The organism is Cellulosilyticum sp., assembly GCF_982396655.1.
This window is the reverse complement of sequence record NZ_CEVXFV010000021.1, coordinates 37,783-52,639: the sequence shown is the minus strand read 5'-3', so window position 1 is coordinate 52,639 and position 14,857 is coordinate 37,783. Positions and strand designations below refer to the sequence as shown.

20 protein-coding genes are annotated in these 14,857 nt (G+C 35.3%); 16 read left to right on the top strand and 4 right to left on the bottom strand.

The features are described 5' to 3' along the window. The first annotated feature begins 252 nt into the window (after window positions 1–252). From AC1VAQ_RS10745 to nth, 9 genes are all read left to right on the top strand, one after another. Window positions 253–1,644 (top strand): MATE family efflux transporter, encoded by a 1,392-nt coding sequence (locus AC1VAQ_RS10745; RefSeq protein ID WP_302598091.1) that lies wholly within the window; start codon window positions 253–255, stop codon window positions 1,642–1,644. Window positions 1,645–1,868: 224 nt separating this feature from the next. Further along, a complete protein-coding gene (locus AC1VAQ_RS10740; RefSeq protein WP_479903890.1) occupies window positions 1,869–3,044 on the top strand; it encodes a 2-hydroxyacyl-CoA dehydratase family protein in 1,176 nt (391 codons plus the stop codon). Further along, entirely contained in the window at window positions 3,025–3,525 is a 501-nt protein-coding gene (locus tag AC1VAQ_RS10735; RefSeq protein WP_302598094.1) for a hypothetical protein, read from the top strand. Before AC1VAQ_RS10740 ends, AC1VAQ_RS10735 begins: the two co-directional genes overlap by 20 nt. Continuing rightward, a complete protein-coding gene (locus AC1VAQ_RS10730) occupies window positions 3,518–4,417 on the top strand; it encodes a 4Fe-4S binding protein (protein WP_302598096.1) in 900 nt (299 codons plus the stop codon). Before AC1VAQ_RS10735 ends, AC1VAQ_RS10730 begins: the two co-directional genes overlap by 8 nt. Then, window positions 4,401–5,666, top strand: coding sequence for a 2-hydroxyacyl-CoA dehydratase subunit D (locus tag AC1VAQ_RS10725; RefSeq protein ID WP_302598098.1), 1,266 nt, complete (start codon window positions 4,401–4,403; stop codon window positions 5,664–5,666). The genes AC1VAQ_RS10730 and AC1VAQ_RS10725 overlap by 17 nt, the downstream gene beginning before the upstream one ends. Then, entirely contained in the window at window positions 5,641–6,441 is an 801-nt protein-coding gene (locus AC1VAQ_RS10720) for an acyl-CoA dehydratase activase (RefSeq protein WP_302598100.1), read from the top strand. Before AC1VAQ_RS10725 ends, AC1VAQ_RS10720 begins: the two co-directional genes overlap by 26 nt. After that, entirely contained in the window at window positions 6,432–7,088 is a 657-nt protein-coding gene (locus AC1VAQ_RS10715) for an urease accessory protein UreH domain-containing protein (RefSeq protein ID WP_302598101.1), read from the top strand. The genes AC1VAQ_RS10720 and AC1VAQ_RS10715 overlap by 10 nt, the downstream gene beginning before the upstream one ends. A 199-nt stretch (window positions 7,089–7,287) precedes the next feature. Continuing rightward, a complete protein-coding gene (locus AC1VAQ_RS10710; protein ID WP_302598102.1) occupies window positions 7,288–7,701 on the top strand; it encodes a peptide deformylase in 414 nt (137 codons plus the stop codon). A 73-nt stretch (window positions 7,702–7,774) separates the two neighbouring features. Then, entirely contained in the window at window positions 7,775–8,410 is a 636-nt protein-coding gene (gene nth, locus AC1VAQ_RS10705; RefSeq protein ID WP_302598105.1) for an endonuclease III, read from the top strand. Between the two features lie 197 nt (window positions 8,411–8,607). Here the strand turns inward: nth and AC1VAQ_RS10700 are convergent, their stop codons facing one another. From AC1VAQ_RS10700 to AC1VAQ_RS10685, 4 genes are all read right to left on the bottom strand, one after another. After that, window positions 8,608–9,216: a peptidoglycan recognition protein family protein gene (locus AC1VAQ_RS10700; RefSeq protein WP_302598107.1), complete on the bottom strand. Its 609-nt coding sequence runs from the start codon at window positions 9,214–9,216 to the stop codon at window positions 8,608–8,610. A gap of 90 nt (window positions 9,217–9,306) precedes the next feature. Continuing rightward, window positions 9,307–9,972: a hypothetical protein gene (locus AC1VAQ_RS10695; RefSeq protein WP_479903889.1), complete on the bottom strand. Its 666-nt coding sequence runs from the start codon at window positions 9,970–9,972 to the stop codon at window positions 9,307–9,309. A gap of 103 nt (window positions 9,973–10,075) precedes the next feature. Continuing rightward, complete coding sequence (locus AC1VAQ_RS10690) at window positions 10,076–11,059, bottom strand: hypothetical protein (RefSeq protein WP_302600049.1); 984 nt, start codon at window positions 11,057–11,059, stop codon at window positions 10,076–10,078. Window positions 11,060–11,148: 89 nt separating this feature from the next. Then, window positions 11,149–11,514 (bottom strand): hypothetical protein, encoded by a 366-nt coding sequence (locus AC1VAQ_RS10685; RefSeq protein WP_302600050.1) that lies wholly within the window; start codon window positions 11,512–11,514, stop codon window positions 11,149–11,151. 153 nt (window positions 11,515–11,667) lie between these two features. Between AC1VAQ_RS10685 and AC1VAQ_RS10680 the strand changes: the two genes are divergently transcribed. The 7 genes from AC1VAQ_RS10680 (at window position 11,668) to AC1VAQ_RS10650 (ending at window position 14,780) form a co-directional block, all read left to right on the top strand. After that, on the top strand, window positions 11,668–11,958 hold the full coding sequence (locus AC1VAQ_RS10680; RefSeq protein WP_479903888.1) for a recombinase family protein: 291 nt from the start codon (window positions 11,668–11,670) through the stop codon (window positions 11,956–11,958). Between the two features lie 237 nt (window positions 11,959–12,195). Continuing rightward, complete coding sequence (locus tag AC1VAQ_RS10675) at window positions 12,196–12,321, top strand: RNase H1/viroplasmin domain-containing protein (RefSeq protein WP_302600052.1); 126 nt, start codon at window positions 12,196–12,198, stop codon at window positions 12,319–12,321. 2 nt (window positions 12,322–12,323) lie between these two features. Beyond that, complete coding sequence (locus AC1VAQ_RS10670; RefSeq protein WP_479903887.1) at window positions 12,324–12,542, top strand: hypothetical protein; 219 nt, start codon at window positions 12,324–12,326, stop codon at window positions 12,540–12,542. After that, window positions 12,543–12,674 (top strand): hypothetical protein, encoded by a 132-nt coding sequence (locus AC1VAQ_RS10665; RefSeq protein WP_303244273.1) that lies wholly within the window; start codon window positions 12,543–12,545, stop codon window positions 12,672–12,674. It abuts the gene before it with no gap. A 33-nt stretch (window positions 12,675–12,707) separates the two neighbouring features. After that, the gene (locus AC1VAQ_RS10660; RefSeq protein WP_330699220.1) at window positions 12,708–13,280 is read left to right on the top strand and encodes an ABC transporter ATP-binding protein; all 573 of its coding nucleotides are present in this window, start codon (window positions 12,708–12,710) and stop codon (window positions 13,278–13,280) included. A 22-nt stretch (window positions 13,281–13,302) separates the two neighbouring features. Beyond that, the gene (locus AC1VAQ_RS10655) at window positions 13,303–14,043 is read left to right on the top strand and encodes an ATP-binding cassette domain-containing protein (protein WP_303244272.1); all 741 of its coding nucleotides are present in this window, start codon (window positions 13,303–13,305) and stop codon (window positions 14,041–14,043) included. Window positions 14,044–14,132: 89 nt separating this feature from the next. Then, window positions 14,133–14,780: a flavin reductase gene (locus AC1VAQ_RS10650; protein WP_302600055.1), complete on the top strand. Its 648-nt coding sequence runs from the start codon at window positions 14,133–14,135 to the stop codon at window positions 14,778–14,780. Window positions 14,781–14,857: the final 77 nt, after the last annotated feature.

Sequence of the window (14,857 nt, the reverse complement as noted above, 5' to 3'; positions counted from 1 at the left end):
ATATACACTCCTTTTAATGTAATATATATAGTATGCCAAGAAAGAAAAAATTTAATATTTTTTTAGGTAATGATTAAGGAAAAGAGGAATAGATTATAAAAGAGATAAGCTAACAAAAAATAGGGGGAAAATGATAAATAATTTTACATTCTAAGCACTATATTATCTGGCAGAGATAGTATAGAATAAATACCGAATGAAATAAAAGGTAACTTATACAAAAGACTATAGACAGGAATAAGGAGGATATGTATGCAGCAAGGAAAGGTTAAAAATATGACAGTAGGCTCACCTATGAAATTGATTTTGGGCTTCTTTATGCCAATGTTACTAGGGATGCTTTTTCAACAATTTTATAATATGATGGATACCATGATTGTAGGTCGTTTCTTAGGTGCAAAGGCATTAGCTGCAGTAGGTGGTACGGGATCGATTAACTTTATGATTATTGGATTTTGTATGGGTGTATGTAGCGGGTTTGCTATCCCGGTAGCAAAGGCGTTCGGTGCAGGGGATGAATCAGCTCTTCGAAAATATGTGGCAAATAGTGTATGGCTATCTGTGGTATTTTCAACAGTTACAACAGTTATTGTTTGTGTACTATGCCGTAAAATTTTAACATGGATGGATACACCAAGTGATATATTAGAAGGTTCATTTGATTACATATTTGTCATTTTCTTAGGAATACCAATTGTGTATTTATATAATTTATTAGCAGGTATTTTAAGATCTTTAGGAGATAGTAAGACACCACTGTATTTCTTAGTGATGTCATCTCTTTTAAACATTGTACTAGATTTAGTAGCTATTTTAGGTTTAAAAATGGGCGTAGGCGGTGCTGCTTGGGCAACCGTTGTTTCACAAGGCATATCAGGCGTTTTATGTTTAATCTATATTGCTAAAAAGTATCCTGTTTTAAAGATTAGTAAAGAGGAGTGGCGCCCAAGAGGACGTTTTATGCGTCATTTATGTGGGATGGGAATTCCAATGGGACTTCAATATTCAATTACGGCTATCGGAAGTATTATATTGCAAGTGGCTGTTAACTCATTAGGCTCTATGGCAGTAGCTGCAATTACAGCAGGTGGAAAGATTAGTATGTTCTTTGCTTGTCCATTTGATGCAATGGGAGCAACGATGGCAACTTATGCAGGACAAAATACGGGGGCAGGAAAATTAGACCGTATTACAGATGGGATTAAGGCATGTAGTATTATTGCAGTGATATATTCCATTGCTGCACTCATTATATTAGTGTTATTTGGTGAGCAAATCTCATTATTGTTTGTAGATGCAGCAGAGACGGAAGTCATTAGAAACTCAGCAATTATGCTAAAATGGACAGCTGTATTCTTTATTCCATTAGCTTACGTAAATATCGTACGTTTTACAATTCAAGGGATGGGCTTTGGAAACCTGGCAATGATAGCTGGGGTATGTGAAATGATTGCACGTGGTATGGTAGGATTTATCCTTGTACCAATGTTTGGTTATATTGCAGCTTGTTTTGCAGGGCCTGTGGCTTGGCTTATGGCTGATGCCTTTTTAATACCAGCATATTTTTATGTATTAGGTAAGTTGAAGAAGGAAATTGCAAGTAGAAAGATAGAAGCAGTAGATGCTATAGAAATGACTTTATAAATATAAAATAAGGCATTCTCTCTTAGGGGAGAATGCCTTATTTTATGTCTAAATATTTGATTGGATAAAAAACAAAATGGTACGAGTTATTTGTTTGTATATAAAAAAACGTCTAATTAGAATAGAAAAAAATGTTTGACAAAACAAAGGATATAATTGTAAAATGATTTAGAAAATAATAATGATTATCAAAGTCAAGGAAAATGATATAGGAGGTGCTTGAGGTGAAAGGTCATTTTAAGAGTCAAATAGATGAGTATATGACGTATTTATCAGACTGCGAGCATATAGAAAGCTGTAAATATTTTGTAGATATTGCTTCAAATTATTTTGAGAAAGCATCTAATGATAAAAATCAAATTGGTATAACGTCTACGACATTCCCGGAGATATTTATAAGGGCATGTGGCGCTAAGCCAGTTTATCTTTTGGGGGGATATGAAGGAAACATAGGAGAAGTAGATGAGATTTTCCCACAGATATCAGATCATACAACTAAAGCAGTAGTTAATTTATTACTGAATAAGGAGATGCCTTTTGAAAAGAGTTTGAAGGGAGTTGTTGTACCTATCACTAACGATAGCAACCGAAAGATTGCCCCTTACTTAGAAGCACATGGATATAAAGTGATACGCGTAGATAATACAGCATTTGTACTTGAACATACACCAAGTAATTATAAAAAACAGCAGAGCACATTTTTAATAGGACTCATGAAAGTGCTAAAAAGACCTATTACTAAGAAACGGCTTCTTGAAAGTGCTAGGCAGATTACAAAATCACATCAATTATTTGAAAGCATTGATAAAGCACAGCTTGCAACTAAGTTAAAGATTTTCCTCAAGGAGACCTATTATTTAACAAGCGATATGGAGACATGGCAAAAAGAAGTGGAAAAATTACTTAGCATTGTACCAAGGGCGGCGGAAGGAGAAAAACAACTCCACCTAGTAGGCGGCGATATTCAATTTCCTAACCATAAGGTGGGGCTCATATTAGAAGAGACTGGGATACAAAACTATACCAGTGCATGCTCGGTGCTATACCCATATGATTATAGCGCATTAAATGAAAAGGCATCGTTATACCAGCTATGTAAGCAGATTTATGATATTCATTATAAAAACGAGTACAGTAGTGAGGCTTTAGGAAGTCATAAAGTATCGTTTGATGAAAAGACGCAGGCTGTGATATTTCATTTACTAAAGGGGCAGTTATTATCTGCTTATTATGCGGATAAGGTGGAGAAGAACTGCATTGCACAAAATATACCGTTTTTATGTATTGAGACAGATTGTACCAAAGCGGATAAAGAGCAGATTAAGATTAGAATAGAAGCCTTTACAGAGTTATTGCAGGTAAATAGAAGGAGTGGGAATCGTGAAAAGAAGATGGCATAAATCAGGATATATATTACTGGGTATGATGTGCTTGAATTTATTAGCAGGACCTAGGGTGATATATGGTACAGAAGCTAATGAGCAAGCGGTAAGTAAAACAGTCATTACAGAAGGTAGAAATGGGCAGCCAAATCAAGTGGCACAGAATGGTCAGGGAAAGCAAGATACTAAGTCAGAGCAAGTAACAGAGTTACAATCAAAAGACCAAGGAAATGAAAGTAGCCAGAGCAATCAAAATATACAAAAAGAGCAAGGCAGCCAAAATGTCCAGGAGGCACAAAATAATCAAGGGGGTAAAAGTGGGAAGCAGCAGGAAGCTTCGGACCCTACACAAGTATGTTTAACCTTAGTTGCATTGTTTGGCATAGGAAGTTTTGCAGCTGTATTATCATCTGTTTTATATAAACTATACGTTTCAAAGAAGGTAGTGGCACTTCCGGTATTATACTATGGCAATAGAGAGGAAGGACTACATGAATAGTAATGTGCAGCAAGAGATACAAAAGAGGCCTGGGTATACCCCTAAAGTGAAGAAACGTAAGATACAATTCACAAGAACGGCAATTCAAGCTATAGCCACCTTTATATTATCTTATGGGGCATATATTACAGGAGAAAGTACAGGATTATTGGTACCAGTTTTTCAATGTGTGTATGTGCCAGAAAAGGTTGCTAGTGGAATTTGTAAGAGTTTGACTAAGTCAGGCAAGATATTTACAAATATGACTATGACTACGGCAATTGCGTGGGCCGTAATGCTTATAAGTATATTGATTCTAGGGAAAATCTGGTGTGGTTATTTATGTCCTTTTGGATTTTTCCAAGATATTTTAACAATCATCAGGAAAAAGCTAAAGATAGCCCCAGTTAGAATACCTGATAAAGGAAAGCCTTTGGTAAAGCTACTTAAATGGGGAATTTTGATATGTTTAATGTTTGGTATTGGCTTTTGTAGATTGTGTCCAATTAAGTATATTATGCAGCCTTTAGCAGGGTCTTTTCCTGGATTTAATGTATGGGGACTTATCATTGCAGGGGTGGTAGCTGGGATATGCTTTATGAAAGAAAGTGCTTTTTGTGAAATCTGTCCTTTAGGCGTGCTGATGGGATTACTACATAAGGTATCAGGGGCTAGAATCAAGAAAAATGGTAGTGCGTGTACACATTGTAGAGCCTGTTTAGAAGTGTGTCCTATGGGCATTGAATCTGTATATCAGTTAAGAAATCAGTCAGATGTCACCCATGCAGACTGTATCTTCTGTATGAAATGCATAGATGCTTGCCCAGAGAAAGATGCACTTTCAATCAGCGTATTAGGAAAAACAATATTAACTTCTAAGAGAGGAATAGTAGAGGATGGAAGCAAGAATTAAAGAGCGATATGAAAGAAATGTAAAGCGTATAGCTAATTCTACATTAGCAAACTTTCAGGATAAGATTGCGCAGTTTCCTAGTCTAGAGTATTTTACAGGTGTACTGAGTCGGGCTTTTGTAGAATTAAAAGAAGATGAGACAGAGTATATCGGAAGTTATTGTGTGATGATACCTGATGAGATTATATATGGATTTGGTTATACCCCCCTTAGGCTATGTGCAAGCCATAGTACAGCAGCATTAGTAGGAGATGATATTGTACCACGAGATGCTTGCCCTGTGGTAAAGGCTTCTGTGGCTTTTAATTATATGAATATTATGCCTATGTATAAGCAGTGTAAATGTGCGATTGTACCCATGACCTGTGATGCAAAACGTAAAAGTGCAGAACTATTAGCACAGTATATGCCTATTATTCCAATGCCTTTTTATGCTGCCAAAAATAATATGACATTTGAGCAAAATGTATATGACTTAAAAGGCCTTATTCAAACCATTGGACAGATGACAGGTAAAAGATTTTCACATAAAAATTTATTAAATGCGTATAGGGAGATTAACTTTGCGCAGCAGCAAGCTTATGTTTTATATAACTATTTGCAGATGGAAAATCCGCCTGTTGAGGGGGCCACAGTTATGATGGTCTTAAATAGTTTTTGCTATGCAAAGCCATTAGAATGGGCAGAAAAGGTCGCAGAACTTAATAGAGAAATTAAAGCACATTTAGCAGTAAGGCAGGAGCGAAAAAATAAAAAACCCCGTGTCTTTATAGCAGGTTCACCTATTAGCTTTCCAAACTACAAAGCCCCATTTTTATTAGAAGAATTGGGCGCTCAGATTGTAGGGGATGAGTCTTGTTTATCAGGAAGATTGCTTTATGATCCCGTGATGCCAAAGGATGAGAGCGAAGAGAGTATGATGAGAGCCTTGGCAGCGAGATATGTGGCGGCGTGTACTTGCCCTGTATTTGATGATGTAGAAGACCGCCAGACCGCTTTAATGGAAAAGGTGAGAAATGCTAAGGCAGAAGGCATTATTTATCATGTCTTAAGGGGATGTACACCCTATGATTTTGAACTGCCAATGATAGAGAAGGTGGCTAGAGAATATGATATACCGTTGTTAAGAATAGAGACGGATTTCTCCTCAGAAGATGTGGAGCAAGTGAAAATTAGATTTGAAGCTTTCGTAGAAATGATTGAAAAAAGGAGAAGAACTGTAAATGGAAAAGTATTATCTAGGATTTGATGCGGGCTCAACCTATGTAAAGAGTGCTTTAATTAGAGGAAATGAAGTAGTCTGTACGAAGGTACTGCCAACTGGTATTGATAATGATAGAACTTCAAAAATACTAAAAGATGAGCTCCTTAAGATGGCAAATATCACAGATGAAGATGTGGCATACATAACAGCAACAGGATATAGCCGTAGAAATATTGCTATTGCCAATGATACAATCTCAGAAATTACAGCTCATGCCTATGGGACTAAGCTTACAGCACCAGAAGGAATTAAGCCTACAATGATTATTGATATTGGTGGGCAAGATAGTAAAATTATTAGCTTAGATGAAAATCATGGCGTTAGAAACTTTACCATGAATGATAAATGCGCTGCAGGTACAGGTAAGTTCATAGAGGTAATTTGTGGCTTATTAGAAACAACCATTGATAAGGTAACAGAATTATCATTAGCGAGTACAGCACCTTGTACAATTAATAGTACTTGTGTTGTTTTTGCTCAGACAGAGGTTATTTCCCTTATTGCACAGAAAAAAGATAGAAATGATATATTAGCAGGTATTCATATTTCCATGGCAAAACGTATTGCAAGATTAGCCAAGAAGTATAAAAGTAGTGGGGATATCTTGATGACTGGGGGCGGGGCTAAAAATGGTGGCCTTAGAACAGCTATTGAAGATGAATTAATGTGTGATGTACATCCTGCAGTACATGCACAGTTTAATGGGGCAATAGGTGCCGCACTTATAGCAAGAGAACGAGAGGAAGAAGAATGTCAGTAACAATGATTTTTGCCACAGTTATGATGACAGGACTTGGCTGCGGCGTAGGTTGTGGTTCTTTATCTACACCACTTCTAGTTGGAAAAATGCTAGGAGAGGCAAGAAGTAAGAGGGGCTGTATGGTAGCAACCGGAGTCTTTTCATTAGGAAAGATTCTCATGTATATGGCATTAGGTGTATTAGCAGCGCTTTTTGGTAGTATCGTTATAGAAGGTATAGAAGAAATACTGCCAAATATTATGCAAAACGTTTTCCGCATTGTGAGTGTCTTTTTTGGATTAGTGATTATAAGAAATGCCTTTAAAAAAGATAAATGTAGCACATGCAAGCAATGCGGAGGCACCAATAAACTTTTGAGTAAGTTTAAGGATTCCTCATACTTTGTAATAGGATTGATTTATGCTGTGATTCCTTGTAGTCCATTGATTATTGCATTAACGTATGCCGCAGGAATGGACCCTGTGCTAGCAAGTATATTGATGCTATGCTTTGGGGTGGTGAATTCTATATTTACTGTAGTGATTTATGCACCTATTGTGGGAACCATTATCGGAAAGATGCAGGAAGAGATTCCACAATATTATAAATGGATTCAAGTATTTGCTGCTTTGATGTTTATGTGGATGGCACTTTTGGGCAATACCTGAAGAGCAAAGAGAGGATAAAGGCAGCGGATAGTATTTGTTTATGTTTTAAGCTGAGCTAAAGGATATATGAAAGAGGCTAGTGCACTTCAATTGAGTGCAGTAGCCTCTTTGCTATTTGGGAGTACAATTTAATGGTTTCGTGTATAATGTATATAGACTTTGAAAGGAGAGGCAGACAGAATTTTGTCTGTAAGTATAAATGGTAAGAGAAATTGTAAAAGATAACGAACGATTAGTATTAAAAGCAGTAGAAGCAACAAAAGAGGATTTACATATCATTGAGGATATGATTGATACAGCTAAGGCCAATGAAGATATTTGTGTAGGACTTGCAGCAAATCAGATAGGTGAACGTGCACGCATTATTATTGCTAAAATGGGAAAACAGTTTATTCCTTTAGTAAATCCTGAGATTGTGAGTCATAGTCAATCAACATTTGAAGATGACGAAGCTTGCTTATCACATGAAGGGACTAAGAAAGCAAAAAGATATGTTTGGATAGAAGTTGCTTATCGTGATAGACAGTTTAAAAAGAAGAAACAGAAGTTTAATGGCTTTGTAGCACAGGTTATTCAACATGAGATGGATCATTGTGAGGGGATACTTATTTAATGAATAATAGAAAAAGACGTATGAGATGGGAGAACATGGAAGGTAATAAAGAAATATAAGAGAGGCATAAGAGATGGACAAAGAAGGCATACAAAAGATTTTAGGAATTTTAGATCAGGAATATGGGACAAGCAAAGAAGGCTTTTTGCATTTTGCAGATTGGCAGCTGCTTTTAGCTATAATGCTTAGTGCACAGAGTACTGATAAGCAAGTATATGCAGCCCTTCCAAGATTATGGGAAAGATTTTCTAAGATAGAGCAAATGGCTGAGGCGCCAGTGGAAGAGATAGAGGAATATATTAAGTCCATTGGCTTATACAAGAGCAAAGCTAAAAATATGAAGAAGTGCTGTCAGCAAATAATAGAAGAATTCGGTGGGAAAGTGCCTATGACGGTTAATGAATTAGTGAAGTTAGCCGGTGTAGGTAGAAAATCAGCCACATTATTTCTAGCAGATGCTTATGGTATTCCAGGCGTAACCGTAGACACACATGTTTTACGCATTGCAAAAAGACTTGGCTGGGCAAAGGGGAATAATCCTGTACAAGTGGAGAAAGAACTAATGGAAGTATTGCCAGAAGAAAATTGGAATAGGATTAACTTCCAGCTTATCTATCATGGCAGAGATATTTGTACAGCTAGAAAATGTCATTGTGAGAAATGTCTACTAAGGGACTGGTGCGAAAGCAAAGGAGCAGAGGATAAGTAGGAGATAAGTAATAAGGTGAAGGGCGGTTTCCTAAACCGTATGTTGAAGGTTTGAATCCTTTCAGATGTACTAGGTTAAACATAATAAAATCAAGGCTTGTAGAGGTTGTTATAAGTCTTGATTTTTTTTGATGTTCATTTTTACGGTAAATTTACGGTAGTTATATATTTTGAGAGTAATAGATGCTTAAGTATAGATTAAAAGTAGACTATCATAAGCGTTAACGAGTACCTATCAATAGACGTCATTGTTGTGCTTGTATACATCGGCTCCACATTTAGCTTTTTCTTAATTTCATTAGTGAACCATTCCCATGTATGATGTGGTGAGGCTTGATGTGTCGTGAAAATACGAGGGCACTCCTTAATAGCCCAATCCTTATGTCTTCTAAGCTTAGCAATTGTCCATTCACGAGCATTTAAAAAATCTGAGGCAACCTGAATGGCGTTCTGTAAGGTTTTTTCTCTATCTCCACTTTCGCAAATTTCAATACCTACCGTAATTTTATTTCCATCTAAATTTCCACAGTGATAGGCCACTTCATCAAGAGGGACGACTTCAATTGCCTCTTTATAGTCAACAACAATGTGAAATGCTGTATCTGATGTATTTTCTGGGTTGAGTAGGTAACTTCTTTCGCCCCAAGCATCAGAATCTAGATTAGCTGTAGAATGAATTGTTAAATACACCGGGTCCATATGCATCAATGTTCTTTTTCCTGTAGAGTCTACTGGAATATGATCTACAGTATATGGCAGTTCAGCTCGTGGATCTCTTAGGGTGTTTCCTCCCCAATTCCCATACATACAAATTTCAGTAGGTCCACTACCTTCATCAAATAGGCCTGTATCTACAAATCCGAATTTATATTCATCATCATCATTATAAACTGGAACCTATGATAAATTGAAATTTTTCTGAAAGAAGTTAATTTTCTTATAATACGAATTACTATTTCCGAATTTTGCATCAGTACACGCAACTAACATATAAGTTCCGACCCTGCCCCAACTTCCGCCGGATGAATCATAAACACGTCGTTGTTTTTTTAATTGGAAAATATAATGTTGAGTGCCATTAATACTTTCCTTTCTAAACGCTCTATCCAAAATTGATGTTTTTTGATCCGATGTAATATTTGTTACGTAGCCTAAATATCGGGTATTATCTTTACAAAAATGAACTAAATTCTTATTTCCATCTTCACCAATAGTTTGCTTAATGATAGATACATGTCCAGATGGAATTGTATCTATTACTGAGTCATACAAATTAGCATCCTTTCTTACTCTGTATACAAAATAAGATGCCCCATTACTTACTTCTCTGGCATAGGGCCTCTCCGTAATGTCTTTCATGGCAGATGAAGCAAGTTCTTTTTTTATCTGACCTGATTGCAGCTTACCATCTTTTGAAAAATAAACATGATATGCAGATGATGTTTCCTTACTCACTACATAAACCTCATTATTTTCAATGTTCCCAACTTTACTAGCTATAGGAAGATCTCCATATACTTCTAATGGAGATCCTGATAAATTTAAATACATATAATTAGCCATAGTATATATTTGTAAAAGGGCATGTAAAAAGAGTGCATAAAAGACAATCTCTTATGCACTCTTTAGGATAGGTGAACGGGGAACAGTTCATTATTTTTTTTGCTCAATTGGCAAGTGGCTCCCTGATTATATAATTCAGAAACTCCATCATCATATAATTCAAATCATATGAATTTGAAAGATTAGAGAAAGATGTTTTATATTTTTCTAAGACTTTATCGTCGAAAGTTGTGTGAGAAGGGATAGCAATGTATCCGTGATTTTTTTGAAGATAATATCTTAACTGAAATAGTTCAGCATCTTTATCCTCTGGTATAGTTACGATATCAAAATATGGTAAACATATATATTGATTCAAATTATATTCGCTTATATTTAAGGTAAACGTGATGTTCTCTTTGAAGAAACCAATAACTTCAAATTTAGTAGGCTTAAATATGTAATTTAGTTCAAGAATATCACCCAAATGATAGAATTCCTTGTAGTCATAGCCCAATATTACAGGAACAGTGGCGCCATCCGTAAAGTCCGCATCAGTGAAGCCTACCCCCTCATAAATATCATCTGCATCAAATAAAAGATTAAAAGTTCTTTGTCCGAAGTGAACAGTTTTAAAGGGGGTAACATATTTTACATTTCCATCAACATTAACAACTTGGTTTGTCAGATCTTCTTCTACATCAAAATCTGAGAATTTTTTATCTCCAGCGTAGTAAGTATCTTGTTCTAAATGTTGGAATCCGAGTTCAAAGTATTCAAATTCAGTATTTAATTTAGCATTGAACTCTTTTAAATTGGACAGAGATGAATTATCACTAAAAAATTCATTATAGTTCATCATCCCTTTAGTATCATACAAATCAGCGACTCCTAGGCAATTTATTACTACTGATTCTTCTTTATCAATAACTTCAGTTGAAGTGATTTTAGTTGCTGATTCTTCTTTAGCAATAGCTTTAGTTGATAATTCATCTTTTAATAAACCAGGTGATAATCTTGTATTATTACCTAATCCATAATTTAAACATAGGAGGAAGGCAATACAAATAGAGAATAGTAGGATTTGATACTTTTTATTTTTTATCATCCATTAAGTGCTCCTTTAAAAACAATAATATAGTAGAGGAAATCCCTTACTGTATTATTATGTATAAGTTTCAAGTGATTAAATAATAATTACCATCCGTAGTAGATGCGTCCCTCATAGTTTTCACCTGGATAAGCTACGTCGCCTGTTTCTGCAGGAACTTTTCCTACTCCCCACTCAGTAGGACTTTTGGCATATACGCTAGAGCTCTTTTCTATTTGAACTCTTGTATAATGCTTATAATCAACGGTTCCATTTTTCACTGTTACGAAACCATCTGCATACACCCAGTTACCAGAGTTGTTACTCCACTCGTAGTTTACTTCACTATCGGTTACCTTTACTGCTCTTGGTGTTATCGTGTTTGTAACAGAACCTTCAAATACAGGAACCGGATTTGTTTTTAACTCAGGTCTTAAAGTACCTGCAAATACAGTGCTGGATAGCAGCAACATAGAACCTAGAGTTGTTAATAATACTTTTGATTTTTTTATTTTAAATTCCCCTGATTTTTTTTGATAAGAGCAATTATAAAATAATATTCCAAAAAAACAAATAAATTTATAATATAGAATATAATAAGATGATTAAGAATGGAGATATTGGCCTTGAAATATAATGTGGGTGTCATGGACAATACACCTGCTTCAAAGCTTATTAGAAACATATTCTTTGCTTTTGCAGAGTTTGAAAGGAATATGATTGTTGAACGTACCCAAGAAGGAAAAGCTATTGCGAGGACAAAGGATGGCTTTAAAGAAGGAAGACCAAAGCGTTATACAGATACACAGATTAATATGGCTTTAGAAATACTAGAAAATCATAGCTATGCGGAAGTAGAGAAGATGACAAAGATAAGCAAAAGTACATTGATTAGAGCGGTCAAAAAGCTGAGATAGAGAAATAAAGAAGGTGAACTTCTAGATAGTGCTTCTATTAAAGGAGAGTCAAATATGGGCTATCTTTTAACTATTATTTACTAGGAAACTATGATTGGATAAAAACGAAATTTAAGTATATATATTATTTCAGATAAGCTGAAATAATATATATACTTAATAAAATTTGGAATATACATATAAATATGTAATACTTAGGTGAAAAGAGCATTTATCAATAAAGAAATGAGGGGAAATATGGCAAGTAAAAAGTACTATGCAATAAGAAGAGGAAAAAAGGTAGGTATATTTGAATCATGGGATGAATGCAAAAAATATGTTCAAAGATTGTTTATGAAACGTCTATTAAAAGTGGCAAGATAGGAATGCCTAATATTAATTTTCCGTATAAGGGTGCAAACATATCCATGATGGATATACATGAAATTTTCAAGAAAAAATGTAAGAAATATAAAATTGTTTTAAAGAATATAAAGCGTTTATATATACAATTAAAACCCACATATGATGAAATAGAGTATTGTGTGGAAACTGATGTAGGTGAAGATTTAGTTATCTGCATAGGATTTGGGGAGGTAATATAAGTGGAATATGTAAATAATGGTCAATATAAAGGATTACCAACTATTCAATCAGAAGTAGAAGAGTGTTTTAATCAATATATTAATGATGTAATGCCAACATTAACATGGAAGATGGTTAAAGAAATTAATTGAGGAAAGCAGTACGAATTTACTTCAGAATTTAAGCTGCTTATAGGCTTTCATTGTACAAAGCAAGGAGAGGTTTGTTTATATGGCAAGAATTTAAATGATTGGCAGATTGAAAAGGCGAGGCGCTTGATGGCTTATGTTGCACAGGATACATATTTATTTGAGGGGACTGTTGCTGAAAATATTGGATATGGCAAGATGGATGCTACGTTTGATGAAATAGTTATGGCAGCTAAAAAGGCTTATGCGCATGACTTTATTATGGAACTGCCAGAAGGCTATCAGACGTTAGTTGCAGAAGGCGGGAGCAATCTTTCTGGTGGGCAAAGACAGCGCATTGGGATAGCAAGGGCATTTTTAAAGGATGCCCCTATCTTTTTGTTAGATGAAATGACATCAGCATTAGATGTAGAGTCAGAACGTTTAATTCAAAGAGCCATAGAGGAATATAGTAAGCGTAAGACTGTTATTTTAATTGCCCATCGTTTATCGACTATTAAGCAAGCCAATAAGATTTATGTGTTAGGAGACGGTAAAATCGTAGAGCAAGGAACGCATGAAGAACTCCTTCTAAAGAAAGGCGTATATAGTAAGCTTTATAGCAGATAAGACGGTGAGAAGGAGAAAGTACATGAATAAGTTATATAAAAATTTTAAGGATACTTTTATCTTTTTAAAAGGGCATTATAGCGTATATTTTATAGGAATTTTAGGCATTGCAGTGTTAAATGCCAGTAGTGCTATGATAGAAGCATATCTTTTAAAAGGTCTTTTAGATATAGGTGCGATGAGCGGCTTAGGGACTAGTTTTAAGATACTTATAGGGCTTGTGATTTATGTAGGATTAATGGTGCTACTACTTCCTATTTTTACGTTTATGTTTAATGGGCAGGCTAAATATGGTTTTGGGAACATTTGTAAGGAAATCTATGGCAAGCTTAATAAGTTACCAGTAGATTATTATGAAAAGCAACATAGTGGGCATGTTTTATCTCTATTTGAAAGTATTCGTTATGGGAATCCAAATGCTACAGATGAGCAAATTGTGGCAGCAGCTCAGGCGGCTTATGCAGATGAATTCATTCTAGAGCAGCCGCAAGGTTATGAAACGATTGTAGGCGAACGTGGTATGAGATTATCTGGCGGTCAATGTCAAAGAATAGGGATTGCAAGAGCAATATTAAAAGATGCACCTATTCTGATATTAGATGAAGCAACATCTGCACTGGACTCAGAGTCTGAAGAATTTATCAAGCAGGCAATAGAGGATTATGGCAAAAAGAGGACGACACTTATTATTGCCCATAGGCTTTCAGCGATTGAAAATGCCAATCGGATATTAGATATGAGTGCCATTAAGCAGCAAGCTTAGATAGAAATTAAAATAAAGCTATTAAGAGAAAAAACAATTTGAATGTGATATACTAAAAATACATTAAATGGTAATAAAGGAGATGAATTATGGATCAAACAGCATTATTTACACTATCTTATGGTGTATTTATTTTAGGCACAGAGAATAATGGTGCAAAAAACGCTTGTATTATCAATACATGCCAACAAGTAGCTTCAGAAACACCTAAAGTAAGTATATCTGTCTTAAAGACAAACTTAACGAATTATATGGTTGGGGCATCTAAGAAATTCAGTATTTCTGTACTTGGCAAACATGCCACATTAGAGCAAATTGCGCATTTTGGATTTAAGAGTGGACGTGATAAGAATAAGTTTGAGGGGATTACTTATGAAACAGATTCTTTAGGTTCACCTGTTATTAAGGAGGGAGCAATTGCTACACTTTCTTGTAAGGTGATTGAAGCTATAGATTTAGGGTCACATACTCTATTTATTGGTGAAGTGATTGAAGCAGATAAGGTGGATAATGAAGAACCAATGACTTATGCTTTTTACAGAGATTTAAAAGCAGGAAAAGTAAGTTATCATTCAGAAAAGGGTGATACTATAATTCAGCCAGAAGAAGAGACTGTACAATATGAATGCTCAGTGTGCCACTATATTTATGATGGGGAAATACCATTTGAAGAGTTGCCACAAGATTACACTTGTCCAATCTGTGGTAAGCCAAAATCAGCTTTTCATAAAGCATAATGTGTATAACAATATATAATGAAGCAGCAAAGTGATAGATGCGGATAGGATAATATTTTTTGGGATAAGCTAAGGTA